This is a genomic window from Pseudomonas asgharzadehiana (assembly GCF_019139815.1).
Taxonomy (GTDB): Bacteria; Pseudomonadota; Gammaproteobacteria; order Pseudomonadales; family Pseudomonadaceae; genus Aquipseudomonas; species Aquipseudomonas asgharzadehiana.
This window is the reverse complement of the sequence record NZ_CP077079.1, coordinates 2,842,718-2,867,532: the sequence shown is the minus strand read 5'-3', so window position 1 is coordinate 2,867,532 and position 24,815 is coordinate 2,842,718. Positions and strand designations below refer to the sequence as shown.

The following is a 24,815-nucleotide window of genomic DNA, read 5'->3' as shown; positions in this document are numbered from 1 at the left end:
GTCGCCCCCCTTAACGTTTTTGCAGGTGGGCAATGCTTGCGCCCAAGGCCTGCTGGATATCCGCCAACTCATGCACACTTTTCGCGAACGGCTCGAACGACAGGTAGCCGCTGTAGCCGGTGCTGAGCAAGGTGTCGATCTGTGCGGCATTGCCAAGAATATCGCCCTCGCCCACCAGTACGCGGTGGCCGTCACGGATCGAGTTGAGCGGCGCCTGGGCATCTTCCACGCCGGAGATATGGACCAGGCCGGTCAGTTGCGGGAAGAACTCCTGCTCGCCGGCCAAGTGATGGTGGAACGTGTCATGGACCAGGCGGAACACGTCCAGGCCACCGATGGACTGGATCGCGTCCACCGCCACGCGTTTGCGGCGCATCGAACATTCTTCGAACCCCAGGGGCTCGACGAAACCCAGAAGCCCATACTCGCGCAGGATCGGCGCCAGCTCGCTCAAGGCGGTGCGCAAACCGGCGGCGCGCTGCGCCTCATTGCGCGTGTCGCCGGGCTCATTGAACGGGCACATCACCAGGCCTTGGGCACCGCATTCACGGGCATAGGTGGCCAGCTCGATCGCCTGGGCGCGGCGTTCGTCGTTCCAGACGTCAAAGGGGTACAGCGCGTTGATCGACAGCACCGTAATGCCCTGCGCCGCGCATAACTCACGCACGCGGCTGGCGGGCGTGCCGTATTCGATTTGACGGTCTGCGAGGTCATTGCGGATCTCGATGGCGTCGCACTTGAGCGCAACCGCCAAGCCGATGAAGTCCGGCAGGGACAGGTTGGGCGCGACCATGCGGTTAAGGGCAAAACGTAGAGGCGACTTCATTGTTGTTGTTCTCCGTCCAAAACCGCTTAAAGGTCCAGCAGCCAGCTGTGCTGCGGGTCGTTGTGAAAGTGCCAGGCACGCTTGGGGCCGGCCATGACGTTGAGGTAATAAGATTCGTAGCCATACGGCACGCTGACCGGGTGATAACCCTTGGGCACCACCACCAGGTCGCTGTTTTCCACCGCCATGGCCTGGTCGATGCTGCGATCGTCGGTGTACACCCGCTGGAACACGAAGCCCTGGGGCGGGTTGACCTGGTGGTAGTAGGTCTCTTCCAGGAAGCTCTGGTGCGGCAGGTCGTCGGTGTCGTGCTTGTGCGGCGGGTAGCTCGATGAATGCCCCGACGGCGTGCGCACTTCCACCACCAGCAGCGAATGGGCCGGCTCGCTGTCGGGCAGGATGTCGCACACATAACGCGTGTTGGCGCCTTTGCCGCGCACACTGCGCTTGCAGTCTTGGGGGCGGATCAGGCGTGGTTCGTAACCCTGCGTACCGGGCGCGGCGCACACCGCAATCTGCACGTCGCTCAAGGCGGTAACCTGGGCCGAGGTGCCAGGCGGCAGGTAGGCGGCGAACGGCGACTTGTCTTCAAATACCGACTGGCGATCACCGAGGTTCTGCCAGTTGAACCCTTCGCCTTCGATATTCACCCGGCCGCTGAGCAGTACCAGGCACAGCTCCTTGTCGCCGGCGCTGACCGGCAGCGTTTCGCCCAGGCTCAAGCGGTAGGCACTGAAACCGACGTACTCAAGGCGCCCTTGTTCCAGGGCAACCATGGTCTGCCCGCGTTTGCTGCTTTTAACCAACAAGCTCATGGTTGGGTCCTCTCATTGAGCAGAGCGCGCAAGGTGTCGTAACCCTTTTTCGCGTAGATATAGCTGGGCGCCACGGCCGGGTCCTGCTCGGCTTCCACCACCAGCCAACCCTTGTATCGCGCGGCCAGCAGCACATCGAGCAGCTCGGCAAAGTCGATATCGCCATCGCCGGGCACCGTGAAGGTGCCGTTGACGATGCAATCGGGGAAGCTCCACATCTGGTTGCGCGCCAGTTGCACCACGGGCTTGCGCACGTCCTTGAAATGCACGTGGCAGACGCGCTCGATATGCGTGCGCAGCACTTGGAGAGGCTCGCCGCCGCCCATGTAGCAGTGGCCCGAGTCGAACAACAGACCGACTTCCGGCCCCGTTCGCCGCATCAGTTGGTCGATGTCTTCGGGGGACTCGACGTAGGCCCCCATATGGTGGTGGTACGCCAGGCGCACGCCCTGGGACAGGGTAAAGCGCGCCAGTTCCGTGAGCTTGTCGGCGTAGTCCTGCCAGGCCTGCTCGCTGTGAAAACGCGGGCGTTCGATCAGGCGAATGCGCGAGCCCTGGATCGAATCGGCCACCTCGCCGTACACCAGCACCGTGGCGCCGTTGTGTTTGAGTAACTCGATATGGCCGGCAATCGCGTCGATTTCCTCGGCCACCGAACGCCGCGCCAGGCGGCTGGAATACCAGCCGGAGACCAGCGCCAGGTCATAGGGGCGCAGTACCTCGCTCACGCCCTTGGCATCCTTGGGGAACTTGCCGTTGAGTTCAAAACCTTCGTAGCCGATCTCCTTGCCTTCGCTCAAGGCGGTGCTCAGCGGCGTTTCACCACCCAGGGCCGGCAGGTCGTCGTTGCTCCAGGAGATCGGGTTGATGCCAATTCGGATTGCGGGCATGGCTGCACCTTTTTGTTGTTTTACCTGAGATCGCTTGGATCTGCTTTATGTGGGAGGGGGCTTGCTCCCTCCCACATTTGATTGCATTGCACCTGTAGAGCGGTGTTCAGCCTCGGGCACTGCGCCAGGCGTTGATAAGCTGTTCGAACGTGGCCTGCACCTGCTGGACCAGGGTTTCATCATCGATCTGCCCCGCCATCCACGCCTTGCTCGGCTCCTGGAAGATCGTGCGACCCACGGCAAACCCTCGGCAGGTAGTGCTCAGGCGTGCTTGCCGAAAGCCGTCGGCCAAGCATTCCGGCGAGGCGTTGAGCCCCAGCAGCACCACGCCACGGCAATACGGGTCGCGCTCGTTGATCAGCGCATCGAGTCGTGTCCACTCCTCGGCCGTCTGCGCTTCGATCTTCCACCACGCCGGGTAGATGCCCAGGTTGTACAAGCGCTTGAGGCTGCGGTAGAGCACGTCCGGGTAGGTGGACGGATGATCCTTGGGCGGGATGACTTCCAGCAGCAGTTCATGACCGCTGACCACAGAGGCGTCGTACACCGCCTTGAGTTGCGCCTCCTGTTCCAGGCGCAGCATGGGCTCGTCGTCGGGATGGTATTGCACCAGGCACTTGATGATCTGCTCCTGGGGCCAGGCGATCAGATTGCTGCCAATCGAACGGCCGTGCTCGAAGGCCAGCGGGCGCGAGTTCTGAACCTCAACCGGGCGCGCGACCCACCAGCCGCGACCGCTGGCGGCGTTGAGCGCGTCCTGGCCGAAGCGCTGGTCGGCCAACAGGCCCACGTCGGCGTCAACGCCCTGCTCGGCGAGCTTGTGTTGCACACGTTCGATGGCCTGGATAAACAGCTGCTTGATATCGCTGATACGCGCCGGGTCCTGGCCGCCGCGTTGCGCCAGGTCGACCAATTGCCAGCGGTGGTCAAACGCGAAGATGAACAGTTGCTTCCAGGCCTTGCGCGGCACGCTGACGCGATGCAGTCGCTGCAGGGTCACGTCCTGGTCGGGCCGGGTGATCGGCACCGGGCTGTTGAACAGATAATCCAGCTCGGCCGGGGTTGGCATCGCCGGGGCGCAGGCGTGGCGCGACACCACCAGGCCACCGCAGGCGTTGGCCAGTTGGCTGCAACGCTCATCGCTGGCGTCGTTGAGCCAACCACTGAGAAAGCCCGACATGAACGCATCACCAGCGCCCAGCACGTTAAGCACCTCCACGCGCACACCGGGGTAGATCGCGCCGTCTTCCAGGCGCGCAGGAATCGCCCCGTGAATCACCGTGCAGCCCTGCGGGCCGAGCTTGACGACCAACGTAGCCGGGGTGATTTCGCGCACGGTACGCAGCGCGGTGAGCAGGTCTTCACTGCCGCCGGCGATCAGGAATTCTTCTTCGGTGCCCACGATCAAGTCGAAACGCGGCAGGATCTTCTGCACATGCGCGCTGACCGTCTGGTCGGCGACAAAACGGGTTTCACCGTCGGCCTTGCCCGCCAAGCCCCACAGCACCGGGCGGTAGTCGATGTCCAGCACGCGCTTGACGTTGTGTTTGGCGGCGTAGTCCAGGGCCTGGATGCTGGCCTTGTACACGTTGTCGGTAGAAAAATGCGTGCCGGTGATCAGCAGCGCTTTGCTGGAGGCGATAAAGGCTTCGCTGATGTCCTCGGCGCGCAGGGCCATGTCGGCGCAGTTTTCGCGGTAAAACACCAAGGGGAAGGTTTCGCGGTCCTTGAGGCCCAGCAACACCAGGGCGGTGAGGCGTTCCGGGTCGACCTTGATGCCGCTGACGTCGCAACCTTCGCGGGCCAGGGATTCCACCAGGAAACGCCCCATATGGTCGTCGCCCACACGGCTGAGCATCGCCGACTTGAGCCCCAGCCGCGCGGTGCCGAAGGCGATATTGGCGGACGACCCGCCGAGGTACTTGGCGAAGCTGGACACGTCCTCAAGCCGCGCACCCACTTGCTGTGCGTAGAGGTCGACGCCCAGGCGCCCGAGGCAAATCAGATCCAATTGACGCCCACTGGCAAAACGAGTCTGGCCCATGCTGGCTCCTGTTATTTTTATCAGCCTGCGTTGTGCCGCCGTGGCGACGGCAAACGCTCTTGGTGGGAGCAGACTAGAACGTTCAGCGACGCCAATCAATATTTATTCCAGAATTATTTTTAGTGGAATATTTTTTCCAATAAGCCGGCATAATGGCACGCCAGCCGCCGTGCATCGTTTCAGCAGGCCACGGGGGCCGTGATGCCGGGGTATTTTTTTGCGCCTACCCTGTAGACTTGCGCCACCCATCAGCGCATCAGACGAACACGCCAGAAGGATTGCCCATGTCCCGCACCGATCCCGAGACCACCCTGGAAGCCCCCCTCGCCAGCCCTCCGATCAATGCCGAACGCCTGTTGCAGCTGATCACCGACGAATACGAAAGCCTGCCCCGCCAACTCAAGCGCATCGCCAGCTACATGAGCCAACAAAGCGACCGGATCATGGTCGACCGCATCAGCGACATCGCCCGCGAATGCGAAGTACACCCCTCGGCCATCGTGCGGTTTTCCCAGCGATTCGGGTTCAGCGGGTTCAGCGAGATGCAGGCACTGTTTCGCGAGGCCTACACCCACAAGACCACGCCGGTGCAGAACTACCAGCAACGCATCCGCAGCATGATCGCCAATAAATCCCAGAAGGCCAGCGGCGGCGACCTGGCGCGCGAATGCGTCAACGCCACGCTGTCGGGCATCGAGCGCCTGGGGCTGGAACTGGATGACGTGGCGTTCGACAAGGCCGTGGACCTGGTGGTCAACGCCGACAATATCTATGTGGTTGGTGTGCGCCGCTCCTTTGCGGTAGCGGACTACCTGGTCTACAACCTGCAGCACACCAACAAACGCATTCACCTGATCTCTGGGCTGGGCGGCAGCTACCGCGAACAGATGCGCAGCGTGCGCGCCAATGACCTGGTGATCGCCATCAGCTTCACGCCCTACGGCAAAGAAACCCAGCACTGCCTGCGCATCGCCCAGCATCACCAGGCCAAGACCCTGATCATCACCGACAGCAACCTGTCGCCCCTGGCCAAGCGGGCGAATGCGGTGCTGTTGGTGAACGAAGGCTCGTCGTTTGCCTTCCGCTCGTTGAGCGCCACCCTGTGCCTGTGCCAGGCGTTATTTATTGCGGTGGCGTACCGGTTGGAGTTGAAGGTGGATGAGATCCACGAGCAAGTCGGGTTCGACGACTGACTAAATGGACCGCGCGGGGCTCGGGGTCAGTGCATGAAGATCGCGATCAGGATGATCACCGGGATCGGCACGCCGAGGAACCACAGAAGTAATGAACGCATGATGCTCTCCTTGAATGAATGGGCCTTGAATTAACGAACGTAGGTTTCGGTATCGACGTACACCACCGCATCGCGACGACGACCGCCGAAGGTGGCAGCGAAGCTGGCGAAGAATGCACCGATCAACAAGGCGATGAACATCCACAGCGCGGTCCAGGCCGCGACTTTGGCGGCGGTGTCGGCGGCCTGTTTGGCTTTGAGCTTGGCGTCTTCGACGGCTTTACGGGCGTCGCCGTAGACCTTGTCGATACGCGCTTCGGCGTCGGCCTGGCTGAGGTTGGTGCGTTGGCTGATCAACTGCGCCAGGTAGGCGCGGTCTTCAGCGGCGAGTTGGCCATCGTTGCTCAGGGTGCGCGCAAAGATCCGCGCGACCACGCCATGGGCGGCGTCATCGCTGACGGCCACGGGGCGATCATCGCGGAACAAGCTGTCGACGTAATAACCGAAGTCGTCGCCCTTCACGCCCTGCGTCGCAGTACCGGCGGCCTGGGCCGCACCCGAGGCCACGCTGGCCCCGGCTTGCACGCCGCCGCCGACCACACTGCTGACCGAGCCGACCACCAGGGTCGCCGTCACCAGCGTGGCCACCGCCCAGGCCAGGAAACCATGGGCGGTGTCGCGAAAATACACCTCATCGCCATGCATATTGGCCCACTTCACGCGCAAGCGGCCGGCGATGTAACCGCCCAGCCCGGACGCCACGATCTGGGTAAACGCCAGCCAAACAATGGTGGAAATGCCCAGCCCCTTTGCGCTGATACCGCTGCCGGCCCACGGCGATACCGCCGAAAAGCCCAGGCCGAAGCCCAGCAATACCAGGATCAGGGACAATGCGGCCGCCGCAGCGGCCCCGGCAAAAATCGCCCCCCAGGAAACCCCGGAGCGCGTGCTCGATTCTTGCAGCATGGATGAGGATGTGATCATTGTTGTTGTGCTCCTGGCAGAAAAAGGGTGTTACCCACTCCAAATTGCAGGCGCCGTGCCAGTCGACAAATAAAACAAAACCTTTATATTTCAACCACCTAACTAAATTGAACTTACCCGAACCATGCAACTTGCAATAAATGACAGCGTGAGGCGGGCGTAATGCATTCCCACGCCCAGCCCTGCGTGGGCGAGAGCGGGCGCGCGATTGAACGGCGGCGGTTCTGCAAAACATGAAGTTTTATTTAGGAAGCGTTCAGGCATTTGTTGGCAAAATAGCCGCACTTCAGTGTGAATCGCTCACCAGGTAATCCTATGACCCGCATTTTGACCATCGAGGATGACGCTGTAACGGCTCGCGAGATCGTCGCCGAGCTGAGTAGCCATGGACTGGACGTAGACTGGGTGGACAACGGCCGCGAAGGCCTGGTCCGTGCCGTGAGTGGGGATTACGACTTGATCACCCTCGACCGCATGCTCCCGGAATTGGATGGCCTGGCCATCGTCACCACCCTGCGCACCATTGGTGTGTCCACGCCAATCCTGATGATCAGCGCCCTCTCTGATGTGGACGAACGCGTGCGCGGCCTGCGCGCCGGCGGTGATGACTATCTGACCAAACCGTTTGCCTCCGATGAAATGGCCGCGCGCGTCGAAGTGCTGCTGCGGCGCAAAAGCACGGTCAAGGAATTTGAAACCGCGCTGCGCGTGGCCGACCTGGAGCTCAACCTGATCAGCCGCGAAGCCAGCCGCGCCGATCAGCCCCTGAGCCTGTTGCCCACCGAATACAAATTGCTCGAATTCCTGATGCGCAACACCGGGCAGATCCTGTCGCGAATGATGATTTTCGAGGAAGTCTGGGGCTATCACTTCGACCCCGGCACCAACCTGATCGACGTGCATATCGGTCGCCTGCGCAAGAAAATCGATCCCCCGGGCCTCACGCCGCTGATCCGCACGGTACGAGGTTCGGGTTATGTCATTGCTGAACCCCTCTAAAGGCTGGCGTTCTTCCAGCAGCCGTTTGCTGGCGCTGTACAGTTCGCTGTTCGTGGCCTGGAGTTGCATCCTCATGGGGGTGCTGTATTTCGAGGTGTCCGGTTACCTGAGTGATCTGTCGCGCCATTCGCTGATGCAGCGCCAGCACCTCTTCCAGCGTTTTGACGGTGAAGAGCTGGTGGAAGCGTTGACCACCAGCATGACCTTCGACATGAAGGGCGTAGACGCCTACGGCCTGTTCGACGAGCAATTCCACCCGCTGAGTGGGCCGATCCGCGCGATCCCGCCCGACCTGCCCCTGGACGGCAAGATCCACCCGCTGAGCAACTGTGTCGACTCCGACGACCCCAAGCTGCCCAAGGACAGCTGCGATGCCGTGGCGACCCACACCGACGACGGCCGCTGGCTGGTGCTGGTGCGCGCCAACGGTTCGCTGTTCGGCGTGACGCGGATTATCTGGCACGCGTTGTTGTGGGCGCTGTCGTTGACGATTATCCCAGGCGCGGCCGGCTGGCATTTGCTACGTCGCAGGCCGTTACGGCGTATCCGTGGGATCCAGGCCAGTGCCGAGGCCATCGTCGCCGGCGACCTCACCCACCGCCTGCCGCTGTCCAATCGGCGTGACGAACTGGACATGCTCGCGGCCATCGTCAACGCGATGCTCGACCGCATCGAGAAGCTGATGAACGAGGTCAAGGGCGTGTGTGACAACATCGCCCATGACCTGCGCACCCCGCTCACCCGCCTGCGGGCGCAGCTCTACCGCATCCGGCAAGAGGCCGATCAGGGTTGCGGCTACGCGCTGAAACTGGACGACGCGATTGCCGAGACCGACACCCTGATGGCACGCTTTCGCGGGCTGTTGCGCATCTCCGAACTGGAAGACCACCAGCGCCGTTCCGGTTTCCTGGTCATGGACCCGCTGCCACTGCTGCGCGAATTGCACGACTTCTACCTGCCGCTGGCCGAAGAAGGTGAATTGCAGCTGCGCCTGGAAACCCCGGAGTCCCTGCCGTGGATCACCGGCGATCGCGCACTGCTGTTCGAAGCCCTGTCCAACCTGCTGAGCAACTCGATCAAGTTCAGCCCGGCGGGCGGTACGGTGATTTTGCGCGGGGTCAACGATGCCGGCAGCACCCGCATCGAAGTGCACGATTCCGGGCCGGGCATACCGGTAGCGGAACGCGCGGCGGTGTTCCAACGGTTTTACCGCGTGGATGAAAGTGACCAGCAAGGCGGGTTCGGATTGGGCTTGTCGATCGTGGCGGCGATCATCAACCTGCATGGGTTCAGGCTGGAGGTGGGCAGCAGTCAGCAAGGCGGCGCACGCTTGGTGCTGGAGTGCCGCCAGCAACTGATGCCCGAAGCCTGATCGATAAGCCGGCGAGGTCCAAATGTGGGAAGCGGCTTGCCCCCTCCCACATGCGTCCGGCATTGCCGGCTAGAGCGAGTCAGGCCGGGAAGTTCGCGCGCAGCGCCTCAAGCCCACCCTGGTAGACGCCAGTAAACAGCTCTTGCGCCGCCTCCTCCGTAATATCCGCCGTCGGGGTAAACACACCGGACCAGGTCACCTTCGCCGACGTGTCGGTCAACGCCTCGACCTGCAACGTCGCCAGGTACGCACTCACCGGAAATGGCGACGCTTCAATGGTGTAGCTGTAGGTACGCGCCACATTATCGAAGGTCTGCAAACGCTCGACGATCGTACCGCCGTCAGCGGTGGTCAGGTGACGCAGGCGGCCGCCTTCGCCAGGTTCGCTCTTGGCGATCAAGGGTAGCCAGTCCGGCAGGCTGTTGAAGCCGCCCACTAATTGCCAGACCGTGTCGGCCGATACCGGGATTTCAATCACTGCAAATGCTGTTGGCACGGTAAATCTCCAAACGTCATGGGAAAACGTTGCCCAGCCTGCCACGCCATGGCCTTCAATGCATCAATTCCCGCAACTGATCGACCCGCTCGGCACCCTATGCCCCTGCCCCAGCGGCCCAAGCGCTCACTTTGAAATGCAGCTAAAAAGTGGGAGGGGGCTTGCTCCCGATTGCAGTGGGTCAGTCAACCGATGCAGTGACTGACCCACCGCCATCGGGAGCAAGTCGAATCGTCGCACCGCCCCTCCCACAGGTCGATCTTCACTTGGCTCGGGATCAGTTCTTGTAGTCGGTATCCGTGCGTTCCAATTGGCGAATCAGTGCATTCCAATGCCGCGCCACGCCGGGGCCTTCGCCGCTGCTGTGGGCCTTGGCCTGTTCTTCCACCTTCGCCACCACCGCCTGCGGCGGGAACACCAACTCCGCGTTGCCGGCCGCCTGGGCCGCGATCTGGATATTGCATGCGCGCTCCAGACTTTGCAGTTGCTGGAACGCATGCTCGACGCTGATACCCGCCGTCAACAAGCCGTGGTTACGCAGGATCATCACGCTCTTGTCGCCCAGATCCGCCACCAGCCGCTCACGTTCGTCCAGGTCGAGGGCGATGCCTTCATAGCCGTGGTACGCCACGCGCCCGGAGAAGGCGATGGAATGCTGGGAGATCGGCAGCAAACCGTCCTTTTGCGCCGACACCGCAATGCCGTCGCGGGTATGGGTGTGCAACACCGCTTGCAGATCAGACCGCGCACCGTGGATGGCGCTGTGGATCACATAGCCGGCGTAGTTGATGCCCAGGCCGGTGGGGTCGTCGACGAGGGTGCCGTCAAGATCGACCTTGACCAGGTTGGAGGCGTTGATTTCATCGAACAACAGCCCGAAGGCATTGATCAGGAAATGTTCCTGCGGGCCCGGCACGCGGGCGGAGAAGTGCGTGTAGATGTGGTCGGTCCACTTGTACAGCGCCGCCAGGCGGTAGGCGGCGGCCAGTTTGACGCGCACCTCCCACTCCTCTGGCGTAACGCGTTGGCGGACGGTGCTGGAAACGTTGGAAATCGAGGTGACGCTGCTCATGGCAAAACTTCCTGGATGGCCTTAAGGTCTTCCAGGCAAGCCTAGGGGTTTGCAAAAAATAATAAAAAGCACATTTTAATCTAAGCTAATTATTATTTTTTTTCATATCAAGCTGCATCCTCGATCTTCTGCAAAGAGGCTGCGACCCACTGGCCGAACGCATCCACCGGCCCTTGCAGGTTGCCCAGAAAATGCGGGTAGATCAGCCACAGGTTCATCACCGGCTTGAAGTCCTTGAGCGGCATCACCGCCAAGTGTTCGCGGTGCGCGCTGCGTTCCAGCAACGGGCGCGGCACCAGGCCCAGGCCCAGGCCATCGGCGACCAGGCCCAGTTGCAGCTCGGTGCCGAAGGTTTCCAGGTTGACCCGCAACGCCAGGCCCTGGTCGGACAAGGTGCGCAGCAAACCGGCACGGAACCCACAGCCGTCCGGGTTGAGGACCCAACCGTTCTGGTACACATCCGCCAGCTTGCACGGTTTTTTCGGCAGTTGCGCCTTGGCACACACCACCACCAGTTCCATCTTGCCGATGGACTCCCCGACGATGTTGTCCGGGAAGATCTTGCCGGCCGGGAACAACGCCGCCGCCGCATCCAGCTCGCCGCGCTCGATCTTGCCCACCAACTGGCTACCCCAGCCGGTGGCGACCTGCGCGCGCAGCTCAGGGTATTCGCTGCGCAGGTGCTTGAGCGCATCCAACAGCACCACATCGCCGATGGTCTGCGGCACGCCCAGGCGCAACAAGCCGGTGGGCGGTGCGTCGGTGGCCACCAGTTCGCGCAGGGCGTCCATCTCGCGCAGGATCAAGCGGCATTGTTCATACACACGGGTGCCGATCAAGGTGGGCTTCAAGGGTTTGGTGTTGCGGTCGAACAACTCCACCCCCAGCGCCTGCTCGAAGTTCTGCACGCGGCGGGTGATGGCCGGCTGGGTCAATTGCAACGACTCGGCGGCATGGCTGATGGACTGGCAACGAATCACTTCGACAAAGGCATCGATATCGTCAATTTTCATTTGGGCCGCACATAGAGAACAGTCATTAAGATGTGTGCGAAGCATAGTTGCGCGAACGGCATCTGGATAGCTCGGCCTGTGATCGATAACGTCTAAGCCTAGTCTGCCCGGTTCTAAATTACCTTCAGCTATAAGCTAATCATTAAAAAATAGCATATTAAATATAAACATTATGCTTAGATAAACCCATCACCACCGACCACTCACTGGAAGCGCCATGACCCAGGCCCGACACCCCGAGAGACTCAGAGCCTTTATAGGCGCCCTGGCGGAACTGATCGACGGCAACCCACGCGAAGGCGACCTGCTGCACCGTGGCGGCAAGCTCCTGGCGCAACTGGTCAGCCATGACGACTGGCTGCCCGACGAATTTGCCCAGCCCGATCCCGAGCGCTACCAGCAGTTTTTACTGCACGCCGACTCGCGCCAGCGCTTCAGCGTGGTCAGTTTTGTATGGGGGCCTGGGCAAAGCACGCCGATTCATGACCATCGGGTATGGGGGCTGATCGGCATGTTGCGCGGCGCGGAATTGTCCCAAGGCTTTGAACGCGCGCCCGATGGCCGCCTGGTCGCCGAAGGCAAGCCGATTGAACTGGTGCCAGGCCAGGTGGAAGCCGTATCGCCCAAGGTCGGTGATATCCATCAGGTCAGCAACGCGCACAGTGACCAAGTGTCGATCAGCATTCATGTGTACGGCGCCAATATCGGTGCGGTACGCCGCGCGGTGTACCAGCCCGACGGCAGCGAAAAACTGTTTATTTCCGGTTACTCCAACGCCTTTCTCCCGAACATCTGGGATTTGTCCAAAGAAAAGAGCCCTGCCCTATGAGCACACCGACCCGCAGCTTCTCGCAGATTCGCCAGGCCCTGTTGGCGCGTGAGGAAATCGCCCTGATTGATGTACGCGAAGAAGCGCCCTTCGCCCAAGCCCACCCGTTGTTCGCGGCAAACATCCCCTTGTCCAAGCTGGAACTGGAGGTGTATTCGCGCATTCCACGGCGCGATACCCAGGTGACCGTCTACGACAACGGCGAAGGCTTGGCCAGCCGCGCCGCCGAGCGCCTGCTTGCACTGGGCTACACCCAGGTGAGCCTGCTTGAAGGTGGCCTCCACGGTTGGCGCAGCGCCGGCGGTGAGCTGTTTATCGATGTGAACGTGCCCAGCAAGGCCTTTGGCGAACTGGTGGAGAGCGAGCGCCACACGCCGTCGCTGGCCGCCGAAGAGGTACAGGCCCTGCTCGACAGCCAGGCCGATGTGGTGGTGCTCGACGCTCGCCGTTTCGACGAATACCAGACCATGAGCATCCCCACCAGCATCAGCGTGCCCGGTGCCGAGCTGGTGCTGCGCGCCCGGACACTCGCGCCCGACCCGGCCACCCGCATCATCGTCAACTGCGCCGGGCGTACCCGCAGCATTATCGGCACTCAATCACTGATCAATGCCGGCGTGGCCAACCCCGTTTCAGCGCTGCGCAACGGCACCATCGGCTGGACCCTGGCCGGGCAGACACTTGCCCATGGCCAGGCGCGCCGCTTTGCCCCGACCGCAGAAGAACACCGCCACATTGCCGCCCAAGATGCGCGCCGCGTCGCCGACAAGGCCGGCGTCGGCCGCGCCACCCTGGCGGATCTGCAACGCTGGCAGCAGGAAACGACCCGCACCACCTACCTGTTCGATGTGCGCACCCCGGAAGAATTCGAAGCCGGCCACCTGCCGGGCGCGCGCTCCACCCCGGGCGGCCAGTTGGTGCAGGAAACCGACCACGTCGCCAGCGTGCGCGGCGCGCGGCTGGTGCTGGCCGATGATGACGGCGTGCGCGCCAACATGTCGGCGTCCTGGCTCGCGCAGTTGGGTTGGGCGGTACACGTGCTGGATGATTTGCAACCCGCGCACTTCAGTGAGAAAGGTGCCTGGGTCGCCCCGGTACCCGTCCCACCCCAAGCCGAACTGATCAGCCCGCACACCCTCGCCGACTGGCTGGGCCATGGCGATACCGTGGTGCTGGACTTCACCGCCAGCGCCAACTATGTCAAGCGCCATATCCCCGGTGCCTGGTGGGTGTTGCGCGCGCAACTGCCCCAGGCCCTGGCCAAGGTGCCCGCCACCGAGCGCTATGTATTGACCTGCGGCAGCAGCCAACTGGCGCGCCTGGCGGTGGCCGAAGTCGAGGCCCTCACCGGCAAACAAGTGTTCCTGCTGCAAGGCGGCACGGCGGCGTGGATCAACGCGCAACTGCCGCTGCAAGAAGGTGAAACCCACCTGGCCTCGCCGCGCATCGACCGCTATCGCCGCCCCTATGAAGGCACCGACAACCCCAAGGAAGCCATGCAGGCCTACCTGGATTGGGAGTTCGGCCTGGTCGACCAGTTGGCCCGCGACGGCACCCACGGCTTTTATGTGATCTGACCTGTCTTCCCGCCTGCACCTGACCGGTGCAGGCCGCACCGACCCCTTTCCCGGCGGAGGTAACCACACCTTTCAATATCTGCCTGGAGCCTATCGCCCATGACATTCGCCACGCCCTTCAAACGCCTGCTATTGAGCGCCGCCCTGGCCGTCGGCCTGGCGACCACCGCCCACGCCGCCGACCTGCAACCGTTGCGGGTGGCCAATCAGAAATCCACGATCAAGGCACTGCTGGAAGCCTCAGGCGAAACCAACAATGTGCCCTACACCATCCAGTGGTCGGAATTCCCTTCCGCCTCGCCGCTGGGCGAAGCCCTGAATGCCGGCGCGGTGGATGTGGGTGCCCTGGGCGATGCGCCGTACGTGTTCGCCCTGGGTGCCGGTGCCGCGCTCAAGGTGGTGCGCATCATCCACGCCGAAGGCCGCAACACCACGGCGCTGGTGGTGCCCAAGGACTCGCCGATCAAGACGGCGGCCGATCTCAAGGGCAAGAAGATCGTCACCGGGCGCGGCTCCATCGGGCATTACCTGGCGATCAAAGCGTTGGCCGACGCCGGCCTGACCAGCCAGGACGTGCAATTCATCTTCCTGCTGCCCGCCGAGTCCCGCCTGGTGCTGGATAACGGCACCGTCGATGCCTGGGCCACCTGGGACCCCTACACCACCGTGGTCACCTCGCAAAGCCATGCGCGGGTACTGGTCAGCGGCAAGCAGTTGCTGAGCAATCACCTGTACTTCGCCGCCACCAGCCAAGCCATCGCCGACAAGCGCCCGCAACTGGAGGACTTCGTCGCCCGCGTCGATCGCGCCTATGCCTGGGCCAACACCCACCCCGAGGAATACGCCGCCGCCCAGGCAAAAATCACCGGCCTGCCGTTGGCGGTGCACATCGAAGTGGCGAAGGACACCCATCTGTCTCCGGTCGCGATTGACGACAGCGTGATCCGTGGCCTGCAAGCCACCGCCGACACCTACCAGAAAGAGGGCCTGCTGCCGCGCCACATCGACGTGTCCCAGGGCTTCGACAAGCGCTTTAACGCCACGCGTACCCCCAACGATCAAGCCTCGCGCTGAAGGAGCAGAACATGAGCCAGTCACATCCATCCACACCACGGCATTTGAAACTGGGGGCCATGGTGCATGGCGTCGGCCACGGCTGGGGCGAATGGCGCCACCCGCAGGCGCAACCAAATGCCAGCACCCATTTTGCGTTCTACAAGCAGCAGACCGAGTTGGCCGAAGCCGCCAAATTCGACTTTGTGTTCATCGCCGACAGCCTGCATATCCATGCCAAATCCAGCCCGCATTACCTCAACCGTTTCGAGCCGCTGACCATTCTGTCGGCATTGGCCGCGCTGACGACGAATATCGGCCTGGTCGCCACAGTGACCGTCAGCTACACCGAGCCCTACCAAGTGGCGCGCCAGTTTGCCTCCCTGGACCATATCAGCGGCGGCCGCGCCGGTTGGAACGTGGTGACCTCCTGGCTCAGCGGCACCGCCGATAACTTCGGTAAAGCCCAACACCCACCCCATGCCGTGCGCTATCGCATCGCCAAGGAACACCTGAATGTGGTCAAGGGCCTGTGGGACTCCTGGGAAGACGACGCCTTCACCTATAACAAGCACAGCGGCGAATTTTTCACCCCGCACAAGCTGCATGCGTTGAACCATAAGGGCGAGTTTTTCTCGGTTAAAGGGCCGTTGAATATCGCCCGTTCGCGCCAGGGCCAGCCGGCCATTTTCCAGGCCGGCACCTCGGAGGACGGGCGCAACTTCGCCGCCGAAAACGCCGACGCGATCTTTGTGCATGTGGAGAGCATCGAGGAAGGCCTGGCCTACACGCAGGACCTCAAGCGCCGCGCCAAAGGCTTTGGCCGCGACGTGAACAGCCTGTCGATTCTGCCCGGCATTCGCCCGATTGTCGGCCGCGACGCCGCTGAAGTGGAAAGCCGCTATCAGCAAGCCGTGGACCTGGTCACCGTGGAAGACGCCATCGTCGCCCTCGGCCGCCCGTTCAACGACCACGACTTCAGCCAATACCCCTTGGACGAACCCTTCCCGGAACTCGGTGACCTGGGCTCCAACAGCCAGAAAGGCGGCTCCGATCGCATCAAGCAACTGGCGCGCGACGAAGGCCTGACCCTGCGCGAAGTGGCCTTGCGTTTCTCGCGGCCCAAGCGCGATTTTGTCGGCACCCCGGAGCAGGTCGCCGATGCGATCCAGGCGTGGTTCGAGGCCGGCGCCAGCGATGGTTTCATCATCAATTCGGTGCTGCCGGACGGTTTGCAGTACTTCACCGAATGGGTGGTGCCGGTGTTGCAACAGCGTGGCCTGTTCCGCAGCGAATACAGCGGCCAGACCCTGCGCGACAACCTCGGCCTGGCAGTGCCGGCCAATCGCTACAGCGTCGTCCACGCCCCGCAAACGGCATTGGCTTGAACAATGCCCCTGCCCTTTTTTTGACCGAGTACTTGTTATGACCCAACCGTCCTTACGCTCCGTGGAAGTCGCGCACTTCGACGCCCTGCTCGAACGTCTCACCCTTGAGCTGGCCGACACCGCGCCGCAGTACGATGAAAGCGGCGCCTTCCCCCATGCCAATTTCAAACGGTTGCACGAGCACGGCCTGCTCGCCCTGACGGTGCCCAAGGCCTTGGGCGGCAGTGGGGCCAGCCTGCCCCAGGCACGCAGGGCGATCAGCGCAATTGCCAAGGGCGAGCCGTCCACGGCGTTGATCCTGGTGATGCAATACCTGCAACACACGCGCCTGCAAGACAGCAAGAGCTGGCCTGCGCACCTGCGTACCCAAGTGGCGACGCAAGCGGTACGCAACGGCGCGCTGATCAACGCGTTGCGCGTCGAGCCCGACCTCGGCACCCCGGCCCGTGGCGGCCTGCCGGCAACCACCGCCGTGCGCACGGCCGAGGGCTGGCGGATCAGCGGGCGCAAGATCTACTCCACCGGCAGCCATGGCCTCAGCTGGTTCAGCGTCTGGGCGCGCAGCGACGACGCCGACCCGCTGGTGGGCACCTGGCTGGTGCCCAAGGACAGCCCCGGCATCCGCATCATCGACACCTGGGACCACCTGGGCATGCGCGCCACCTGCAGCCATGACGTGGTGCTCGACAACGTGCTGGTGCCGCTGGATCACGCAGTCAGCGTCAGCCCCTGGAGCGCGCCGCAACCCGAGCTGGATGCCGAAGGCTTGCTGTGGATGTCGGTGTTGCTGTCCTCGGTGTATGACGCCGTGGCCCAGGCCGCGCGCGACTGGCTGGTGAACTGGCTGGAAGAGCGCCAGCCGTCCAACCTGGGTGCCGCGCTGTCGACCCTGCCGCGCTTCCAGGAAACCGTTGGGCATATCGACACCCTGCTGTTTGCCAACCGCAGCCTGCTCGACGCCGCCGCCGAAGGCCATACCCCGGCGGCCCATGCGGCGCAGTTGAAGTACCTGGTGACCCATAACGCCATTCGCGCGGTGGAGCTGGCCATCGAGGCCTCGGGCAACCCCGGCCTGTCGCGCCACAGCCCGTTGCAGCGGCACTACCGCGACGTACTGTGCAGCCGCGTGCATACCCCACAGAACGACGCCGTGCTGCAAGGCGTCGGCAAAGCCGTGTTCGCCCAACGCCAGAAGGTACGCGCATGAGTCAGGTGATTATCGCCAGCCAACTGGACGAGGACTTCAACCAGGTGATCCGCGAACGCCTGGCGTCGCTGCATCCCCAGGCCCAGGTAATCGGCGTGCCCATCGGGGTACCGAGCGACCTGCCGCCCCACGCGAATATCCTGCTGCTGCGCCCGATCAACGTGCGCGGCTACACCGCCCCAAACACCCCACCACCGGGCTGGCCCTACGGCGCGCAATGGGTGCATCTGGTTTCATCGGGCATCGACTTCTATCCGCAATGGCTGTTCAACGGCCCGCCGGTCACCACCTCGCGCGGCAGCGCCGCCGACAACCTGGCCGAATTCGCCCTGGCGGCGATTTTTGCCGCATCCAAGCATCTGCCGGACATTTGGGTGAAAGACTCACACTGGAATTTCACCCCATTGCGCCCACTCAAGGGCACCACGTTGGGCCTCTTCGGTTTTGGCGCGATCGGTGAGCGCCTGGCGCACAAGGCCCAGGCATTGGGCATCAAGGTGATAGCGCTGCGGCACAGCCAGGCGCCTTTTGCGCCAGGCGTGGAAGCCGCCAGAGACATCCACGATCTGTTCGCCCGCGCCGACCACCTGGTGCTGGCGGCGCCGTTGAACGAGGCCACCCGCAACATCGTCGACCGCGACGTATTGGCCGGCGCCAAGCCAGGGCTGCACCTGATCAACATCGCGCGCGGCGGGCTGCTGGATCAGGAGGCGCTGCTCGAAGCACTGGACAACGGCCGGATCGGCCTCGCCTCACTGGACGTGACCGAGCCGGAACCCTTGCCGGACGGGCACCCGCTGTACAGCCACCCACGGGTGCGTGTGTCGCCACACACATCGGCGATTTCAACCAACAGCCGGCAGGAGATCGCGGATACGTTTTTGGCCAACCTGCACCGCTACCTCCGTGGCCAGGCCCTGGAGAACCTCGTCACTGCGCCGCTCAACAGCCGCTAGCCAGGCGCTCGCGCAGAAACGCCACCAGCGCCTGTACCGGTCGCGAACTCTGCCGGTGCTGGGGATACACCGCCGACAAGGTCAGGGCCTCAGGCGCAAAATCTTCGAGAATCGTGACCAGGCGACCGTCCTTCAACGCATCGCCGACGATAAAGGTGGGCAAGTACGTGACACCTAAGCCGGCAATGGCGGTGTCACGCAGCAGATCGCCGTTGTTCACGCGCATGCGACCGCTGACATTCAGCGCCTGCAGCTTGCCTTTGAAGCGCCACTGCACCTGGCGGCCATGACCATAGGGCAGGCAGTCATGCTCGGCGAGGTCTTCAGGTTTTTGCGGCGTGCCACGCAGCGCCAGGTACCCGGGGCTGGCGCAGTAGACGCGTTCGATACTGGCAATACGGCGGGCAATCAGGGTGGAATCTTCCAGGATGCCGATACGCAGCACCAGGTCGTAACCCTCGCCGATCAGGTCCACCGGGCGGTCGCTGAGGTCGACTTCCACCGACACTTGCGGGTGGCGCTGCAGGAACAACGGCAACAGGCAGCCCAGGTGCGCCATGGCGAACGACAACGGCGCGCTCAGCCGAATGGTGCCGCGCGGTTCGCTGTTCTGGCCGGCGATACCCTGCTCCACCTGTTCGACTTCACCGAGCAGGCGCAAGGCCGACTCGTAGTAACTCTGCCCCAGCGGCGTGATATCCAGGCGACGTGTGGAGCGGTTGAGCAGACGTACGCCGAGGCGGTCTTCCAGCTGGATCAGGCGGCGACTGACGAACTGCTTGGACAGGCCCAGTTGCTCGGCGGCAGCGGTGAAACTGCCGGACTCCATGACCTGGCAGAACAGACGCATGTCTTCGAAGGGGTTCATTGTCGCTTCTCGGTGGACATTTATTGGATTTATAACTGGATAGTCGCAACACCACAAATCAAATGTGGGAGGGAGCTTGCTCCCGATAGCGGTGGGTCAGTCTCAGCATCAATGACTGATACACCGTTATCGGGAGCAAGTCGAATCGTCGCACCGCCCCTCCCACAAGGGACTGCCTACAGCTCTGAGACCGAATTACTTGGCAGTCAACGCCGAGTAGCTGTTCATCAGGTTGCGGTAGTTGGGGATGCGCGGCGACAGCAGGTTGGCCAGGCCTTCCATGTCGTTGCGCCAGTCAACTTGCAGCTCGCAGGCCACGGCGAACCAGTTGACCAGTTGCGCACCGGCAGCGGTCATGCGCGCCCAGGCGGCTTGTTGCACGGTTTCGTTGAAAGTGCCGGAAGCGTCGGTGACCACGAACACTTCAAAGCCTTCGGCGAGGGCGCACAGGGTTGGGAACGCTACGCATACGTCGGTCACTACACCGGCGATGATGATCTGCTTGCGGCCGGTGGCTTTTACCGCCTTGACGAAATCTTCGTTGTCCCAAGCATTAATCTGGCCAGGACGGGCAATGTACGGCGCGTCCGGGAACAGCTCTTTCAACTCGGGAACCAACGGGCCGTTGGGGCCGCTCTCAAAGCTGGTAGTGAGGATGGTCGGCAATTTGAAGAACTTGGCCACGTCGGCCAGGGCCAACACGTTGTTCTTGAATTCGTTGGGGGAGAAATCCTGTACCAGGGAGATCAGGCCAGTCTGGTGATCGACCAACAGTACGACGGCATCGTCTTTGTTCAAGCGTTTGTAAGTCATGGGTTAACTCCTTCGTGGGTTTTTAATAGTCAGAACGCAAAGCATGAGCAGCCAAACGCACCCCAGAAGCCCTGGAAGTCGCTGACCGGCACACTGGAAAGGCGGGCTTTTTCATGGCCGTGGGCATGCACGCCGCAGGGGCCACTGCATTGGTGTACTTGAGCTTGCAAAGGTGAACTGGGGCGCCAGTGGCCCGGCACCTTGGCCACCGGCGACCAGTCGGGCAGCACCGGCACGCGCGGCGGTGCGTAATCTTCGAAGTCGCCGGCGCCGTACACCACGTTGCCGCCGACCACGGTCAGTACCGATTCAATCCACTTGATGGCTTCTTCATCGACGCTGAAAAAATCCGCCGACAGCGCCGCAACGTCCGCCAATTGGCCGACCTTGATCTGGCCTTTCTTGCCCTGCTCGGACGAGAACCAGGCGCTGCCGTGGGTGAACAGCTCCAGCGCGGTGAGGCGCGGCAGGCCTTCGGCGTGCAGTTCCAGGCCACCGACGGTGCGCCCGCTGACCATCCAGTACAGCGAGGTCCATGGGTTGTAGCTCGACACTCGCGTGGCGTCGGTGCCCGCGCCTACCGGCACACCCTCGGCGAGCATGCGCTTGATCGGCGGCGTGGCCTCGGCGGCCTTGGCGCCGTAGCGCTCCACAAAATATTCGCCCTGGAACGCCATGCGGTCCTGGATCGCAATACCGCCGCCCAGGGCACGTACGCGCTCGATGTTTTGCGGCGTGATGGTTTCGGCGTGGTCGAAGAACCACGGCAGGCCATTGAACGGGATGTCGCGGTTGACCTTCTCGAACACGTCGAGCATGCGCGAGATGGATTCGTCGTACGTGGCATGCAGACGGAACGGCCAACGTTGCTCCACCAAGTGGCGCACCACCGGCTCCAGTTCCTGCTCCATGGTCAATGGCAGCTCCGGGCGCGGTTCGAGGAAGTCTTCGAAGTCCGCCGCCGAAAACACCAGCATCTCGCCCGCGCCGTTGTGACGCAGGTAGTCGTCGCCCTGGTGCAGGGTGACGCTGCCGGTCCAGTTTTTGAAGTCGCTGAGTTCTTCCTTGGGCTTTTGAGTGAACAGGTTGTAGGCGATGCGCACCGTCAGCTGTTTGTCCTTGGCCAATTGCTCGATCACCGCGTAGTCATCGGGGTAGTTCTGGAAACCACCGCCGGCGTCGATAGCGCTGGTGAGGCCCAGGCGATTGAGTTCGCGCATGAACTGTCGGGTCGAGTTGACCTGATATTCCAGCGGCAGTTTCGGGCCCTTGGCCAGGGTCGAATACAGAATCATCGCGTTGGGCCGCGCCACCAGCATGCCGGTGGGGTTGCCATTGCTGTCGCGCACGATCTCGCCGCCCGGCGGGTTCGGCGTGTCCTTGGTGTAGCCGGCCACACGCAGGGCGGCACGGTTGAGCAAGGCACGGTCGTACAGGTGCAATACGAACACCGGGGTGTCCGGGGCGGCCTGGTTGAGTTCCTCCAGGGTGGGCATGCGCTTTTCGGCGAACTGGAATTCGTTCCAGCCGCCGACCACGCGCACCCATTGTGGCGTGGGGGTGCGGTCGGCCTGGTCCTTGAGCATGCGCAAGGCATCGGCCAGGGATGGCACGCCTTCCCAGCGCAGTTCGAGGTTGTAGTTCAAGCCGCCACGGATGAGGTGCAGGTGGGAGTCATTGAGCCCCGGGATGACGGTGCGACCCTTGAGGTCGATCACCTGGGTGCCGCTCCCCTTCAGGGCCATGGCTTCACCGTCGGTACCGACCGCAACGAAGCGGCCCTGGCGGATGGCGACGGCCGTCGCGCGCGGGTTTTCACGGTCCACGGTGTGGAATTGGCCATTGAACAGAATCAGATCGGCGTTCATAGGGTTTCCTTTACAGAGGCTTCGAGCCAGGGAGCGAACAGGCGGGTGGCGGCCGGCATCAGCAGGTAGACCACCAGCAGGACGATGGTCAGGGTGACCAGGAAGGTCGAGACCACGTAGTTGGACAGGAACGGGTGCAACCGCAGGATCGGGCCCCAGATAAAGGGCAGCAGCAGGGTTTGCGGCAGAATCACACACAGGCTGACCACCGCCTGCTTCCAACGCGGCGGCTTGGCCGCACTGTCGGCCAGGGGCGAGAACCAGAACTCATTGGCCGCGCCGATTTCGGTGTTGTCGCCGTCGGCCAGCATGGGCGAGGCTTCGGCGATCAGGGTGTTACGTTCGGCGGAGTCGAGCCAGGTTTGCAGGTCATGGGTGGAGCGGTAGCGCAATACACAGGTGAACAGCGTCAGGCCGTTCTGCCGGCTGCGTACCACATCCACGCCGAGGTGGCCGGGACGCTCGCCGGCGATACGCACGATGCGGCGTAGCCAGGCTTCGTAGTTGGCTTCCTGGCCTTGTTTGATCAGGTGTTTGACCACCAGGGTGACGACTTCGTCAGGCCCTGTTTTTGCTGCTGGGTCCATGGGGTGCCCCTCTGCCTTGATGTTTCAGCGATGAGGGGAGTTTGCCGGGGTTGGGGCTGGGGAAAATTGGATGTACGTGCTGTTTGGAGTGAAACCACGGCTACCCCGGCAACGGAATCACCCGCAACGCCCGCACCGACTTATAAGAAAAACTCGAATAGATCTCCTTAACGCAAGGCAACGTCTGCAACACCTCCCGCGCAAACTCACCAAACGATTCGAGGTCCGTGGCCACCACTTCCAGCAAAAAGTCATAGCGCCCCGACACGTTATGGCACGCCACTATCTCCGGGATTTCCAACAACCGCTGCTCGAACGCTCGGGCGATTTCCTGGGTATGGCTCTCCATCATGATGCTCACAAACGCCGTCACCCCATAACCCAGCGCCTTGGGCGAGAGGATCGCCTGGTAGCCGCTGATCACCCCGCTGTCTTCCAGGTTGCGCACCCGGCGCCAGCAGGGGGAGGTGGTCAGGGAGACGCGCTCGGCCAGCTCGGCCACGGTTAAACGGGCATTGCCTTGCAGGGCGTTCAACAAGGCTTTGTCGGTACGGTCCAGAGTGACGGGCATGATTTGCCTCTATTCATGGTTTTTTGAGGATTTTCGTCCCAGGACACGGGATTTTTCGGCAAATTTTGCAATGTTCATCTGCCGTTATGAGCATAGCATCGTAGGAAATAAGGAGCGCCCGACATGAACAATAAACACCCTGCATTCGGCTTTTCCACCCGCGCCATCCACCACGGCTACGACCCCAAGGACCACCATGGCGCGCTCGTGCCGCCGATTTACCTGTCGGCCACATTTGCCTTTCCCACCGCCGAATATGGCGCGGCCTGTTTTGCCGGTGAAGCCTGCGGCCACTTCTATACGCGCATTTCCAATCCGACCCTGGCGCTGCTGGAAGCGCGCATGGCCAGCCTGGAAAACGGTGAGGCGGCGGTGTCGTTCAGTTCCGGCATGGGGGCGATTGCGGCCACGTTCTGGACCCTGCTGCGCCCGGGCGACGAGGTGATCGTCAGCCAGACGCTCTACGGCTGCACCTTTGCCCTGCTGCACCATGGCATCGGCGAATTCGGCATCAAGGTGCGCCATGTCGACCTCACCGACCTGGCCGCCCTGCAAGCGGCGCTGAGCCCCGCCACGCGCATGGTCTACTGCGAGACCCCGGCCAACCCCACCCTGCAACTGGTGGATATCGCCGCAGTAGCCGCCCTCGCCCACCAACAGCCGAATGTGACCGTGGTGATCGACAACACCTATTGCACGCCCTACTTGCAACGCCCCCTGGAACTGGGCGCCGATGTGGTGGTGCACTCGGCCACCAAGTACCTCAGTGGCCATGGCGATATCACTGCCGGTATCGCCGTCAGTTGCCAGGCCCTGGCCCAGCGTATTCGCCTGCAAGGGCTCAAGGACCTGACCGGCGCGGTGATGTCGCCCCAGGACGCGGCCCTGTTGATGCGCGGTCTGAAAACCCTGGCCCTGCGCATGGACCGCCATTGCAGCAATGCCCAGGCAGTGGCCGAGGCCTTGCAGGCGCACCCGGCCGTGGCGTGGGTCACCTACCCCGGCCTGCGCTCTTTCGCGCAGTACGAACTGGCGGCGCGGCAGATGAGCCAGGCCGGCGGCATGATCGCCTTCGAGCTCAAGGGCGGGATCGACACCGGCCGACGCTTCATGAATGCCCTCAAGGTGTTCACACGCGCGGTCAGCCTGGGCGATGCCGAATCCCTGGCCCAGCACCCGGCGAGCATGACCCACTCCACCTACACCCCGCAGGAACGCGCGCACCACGGTATCAGCGAGGGGTTGGTGCGCTTATCGGTCGGGCTGGAAGACGTCGCCGACCTGCTGGCGGACGTGCAGCAAGCCCTGGCCACGTGCACCCGCGCTTGTGCGGCGACGCCGTAACCCAAAAGG

Annotated in this window: 23 protein-coding genes; 10 read left to right on the top strand and 13 right to left on the bottom strand. The window is 62.8% G+C overall.

The genetic code is table 11. The annotated features are described in order from the left end of the window. Window positions 1–10: 10 nt before the first annotated feature. From KSS96_RS13030 to KSS96_RS13015, 4 genes are all read right to left on the bottom strand, one after another. Complete coding sequence (locus KSS96_RS13030) at window positions 11–826, bottom strand: TIM barrel protein (protein WP_017530322.1); 816 nt, start codon at window positions 824–826, stop codon at window positions 11–13. Between the two features lie 26 nt (window positions 827–852). Continuing rightward, complete coding sequence (gene iolB / locus KSS96_RS13025; RefSeq protein WP_017530321.1) at window positions 853–1,641, bottom strand: 5-deoxy-glucuronate isomerase; 789 nt, start codon at window positions 1,639–1,641, stop codon at window positions 853–855. After that, window positions 1,638–2,531 (bottom strand): myo-inosose-2 dehydratase, encoded by an 894-nt coding sequence (gene iolE / locus KSS96_RS13020; protein ID WP_217856397.1) that lies wholly within the window; start codon window positions 2,529–2,531, stop codon window positions 1,638–1,640. The genes iolB and iolE overlap by 4 nt, the downstream gene beginning before the upstream one ends. A gap of 106 nt (window positions 2,532–2,637) precedes the next feature. After that, window positions 2,638–4,575, bottom strand: coding sequence for a bifunctional 5-dehydro-2-deoxygluconokinase/5-dehydro-2-deoxyphosphogluconate aldolase (locus KSS96_RS13015; protein WP_217856395.1), 1,938 nt, complete (start codon window positions 4,573–4,575; stop codon window positions 2,638–2,640). A gap of 284 nt (window positions 4,576–4,859) precedes the next feature. Between KSS96_RS13015 and KSS96_RS13010 the strand changes: the two genes are divergently transcribed. Next, window positions 4,860–5,768 (top strand): MurR/RpiR family transcriptional regulator, encoded by a 909-nt coding sequence (locus tag KSS96_RS13010; protein ID WP_017530318.1) that lies wholly within the window; start codon window positions 4,860–4,862, stop codon window positions 5,766–5,768. A gap of 131 nt (window positions 5,769–5,899) precedes the next feature. On the opposite strand, the gene KSS96_RS13005 is transcribed toward KSS96_RS13010, so the two are convergent. Beyond that, the gene (locus KSS96_RS13005; protein ID WP_017530316.1) at window positions 5,900–6,793 is read right to left on the bottom strand and encodes a hypothetical protein; all 894 of its coding nucleotides are present in this window, start codon (window positions 6,791–6,793) and stop codon (window positions 5,900–5,902) included. A 315-nt stretch (window positions 6,794–7,108) separates the two neighbouring features. Here KSS96_RS13005 and KSS96_RS13000 point away from each other — a divergent pair, with 315 nt between their 5' ends. Both KSS96_RS13000 and KSS96_RS12995 read left to right on the top strand, forming a co-directional pair. Next, complete coding sequence (locus KSS96_RS13000; protein ID WP_010564812.1) at window positions 7,109–7,792, top strand: response regulator transcription factor; 684 nt, start codon at window positions 7,109–7,111, stop codon at window positions 7,790–7,792. Then, window positions 7,770–9,164, top strand: coding sequence for a sensor histidine kinase (locus KSS96_RS12995; protein ID WP_017530315.1), 1,395 nt, complete (start codon window positions 7,770–7,772; stop codon window positions 9,162–9,164). Before KSS96_RS13000 ends, KSS96_RS12995 begins: the two co-directional genes overlap by 23 nt. A gap of 79 nt (window positions 9,165–9,243) precedes the next feature. Here the strand turns inward: KSS96_RS12995 and KSS96_RS12990 are convergent, their stop codons facing one another. The 3 genes from KSS96_RS12990 to KSS96_RS12980 all read right to left on the bottom strand — a co-directional run bounded on the left by KSS96_RS12990 (window position 9,244) and on the right by KSS96_RS12980 (window position 11,745). Next, the gene (locus KSS96_RS12990; RefSeq protein WP_017530314.1) at window positions 9,244–9,660 is read right to left on the bottom strand and encodes an SRPBCC family protein; all 417 of its coding nucleotides are present in this window, start codon (window positions 9,658–9,660) and stop codon (window positions 9,244–9,246) included. Between the two features lie 277 nt (window positions 9,661–9,937). After that, complete coding sequence (locus KSS96_RS12985) at window positions 9,938–10,732, bottom strand: class II aldolase/adducin family protein (protein WP_068934748.1); 795 nt, start codon at window positions 10,730–10,732, stop codon at window positions 9,938–9,940. A 107-nt stretch (window positions 10,733–10,839) separates the two neighbouring features. Next, entirely contained in the window at window positions 10,840–11,745 is a 906-nt protein-coding gene (locus KSS96_RS12980; protein WP_065878315.1) for a LysR family transcriptional regulator, read from the bottom strand. 217 nt (window positions 11,746–11,962) lie between these two features. Here KSS96_RS12980 and KSS96_RS12975 point away from each other — a divergent pair, with 217 nt between their 5' ends. From KSS96_RS12975 to KSS96_RS12950, 6 genes are all read left to right on the top strand, one after another. Next, window positions 11,963–12,574, top strand: a complete 612-nt coding sequence (locus KSS96_RS12975; protein WP_017530311.1) for a cysteine dioxygenase family protein — start codon at window positions 11,963–11,965, stop codon at window positions 12,572–12,574. Beyond that, window positions 12,571–14,151 carry a rhodanese-related sulfurtransferase gene (locus KSS96_RS12970; protein WP_065878313.1) on the top strand — a complete coding sequence of 527 codons (1,581 nt, stop codon included), beginning with the start codon at window positions 12,571–12,573 and terminating at the stop codon, window positions 14,149–14,151. Before KSS96_RS12975 ends, KSS96_RS12970 begins: the two co-directional genes overlap by 4 nt. Window positions 14,152–14,250: 99 nt before the next feature. Further along, complete coding sequence (locus KSS96_RS12965; RefSeq protein ID WP_017530309.1) at window positions 14,251–15,225, top strand: ABC transporter substrate-binding protein; 975 nt, start codon at window positions 14,251–14,253, stop codon at window positions 15,223–15,225. Between the two features lie 11 nt (window positions 15,226–15,236). Next, window positions 15,237–16,592, top strand: a complete 1,356-nt coding sequence (locus tag KSS96_RS12960; protein WP_065878311.1) for an LLM class flavin-dependent oxidoreductase — start codon at window positions 15,237–15,239, stop codon at window positions 16,590–16,592. Between the two features lie 37 nt (window positions 16,593–16,629). Next, window positions 16,630–17,799 carry an acyl-CoA dehydrogenase family protein gene (locus KSS96_RS12955; RefSeq protein WP_065878309.1) on the top strand — a complete coding sequence of 390 codons (1,170 nt, stop codon included), beginning with the start codon at window positions 16,630–16,632 and terminating at the stop codon, window positions 17,797–17,799. Beyond that, entirely contained in the window at window positions 17,796–18,755 is a 960-nt protein-coding gene (locus tag KSS96_RS12950) for a D-isomer specific 2-hydroxyacid dehydrogenase family protein (protein ID WP_065878308.1), read from the top strand. The genes KSS96_RS12955 and KSS96_RS12950 overlap by 4 nt, the downstream gene beginning before the upstream one ends. Here KSS96_RS12950 and KSS96_RS12945 read toward each other — a convergent pair. From KSS96_RS12945 to KSS96_RS12925, 5 genes are all read right to left on the bottom strand, one after another. Then, complete coding sequence (locus KSS96_RS12945; protein ID WP_017530305.1) at window positions 18,742–19,623, bottom strand: LysR family transcriptional regulator; 882 nt, start codon at window positions 19,621–19,623, stop codon at window positions 18,742–18,744. The genes KSS96_RS12950 and KSS96_RS12945 overlap by 14 nt on opposite strands. Before the next feature lie 195 nt (window positions 19,624–19,818). Continuing rightward, window positions 19,819–20,436: an isochorismate family cysteine hydrolase YcaC gene (ycaC, locus tag KSS96_RS12940; protein ID WP_017530304.1), complete on the bottom strand. Its 618-nt coding sequence runs from the start codon at window positions 20,434–20,436 to the stop codon at window positions 19,819–19,821. Window positions 20,437–20,465: 29 nt separating this feature from the next. Next, window positions 20,466–22,304, bottom strand: coding sequence for an amidohydrolase (locus tag KSS96_RS12935; protein WP_135196526.1), 1,839 nt, complete (start codon window positions 22,302–22,304; stop codon window positions 20,466–20,468). Beyond that, window positions 22,301–22,891, bottom strand: coding sequence for an antibiotic biosynthesis monooxygenase (locus KSS96_RS12930; RefSeq protein ID WP_065878303.1), 591 nt, complete (start codon window positions 22,889–22,891; stop codon window positions 22,301–22,303). Before KSS96_RS12930 ends, KSS96_RS12935 begins: the two co-directional genes overlap by 4 nt. A gap of 100 nt (window positions 22,892–22,991) precedes the next feature. Further along, window positions 22,992–23,462, bottom strand: a complete 471-nt coding sequence (locus tag KSS96_RS12925) for an Lrp/AsnC family transcriptional regulator (protein ID WP_017530301.1) — start codon at window positions 23,460–23,462, stop codon at window positions 22,992–22,994. A 123-nt stretch (window positions 23,463–23,585) separates the two neighbouring features. Here KSS96_RS12925 and KSS96_RS12920 point away from each other — a divergent pair, with 123 nt between their 5' ends. Continuing rightward, on the top strand, window positions 23,586–24,806 hold the full coding sequence (locus KSS96_RS12920) for a methionine gamma-lyase (RefSeq protein WP_135196525.1): 1,221 nt from the start codon (window positions 23,586–23,588) through the stop codon (window positions 24,804–24,806). Window positions 24,807–24,815: the final 9 nt, after the last annotated feature.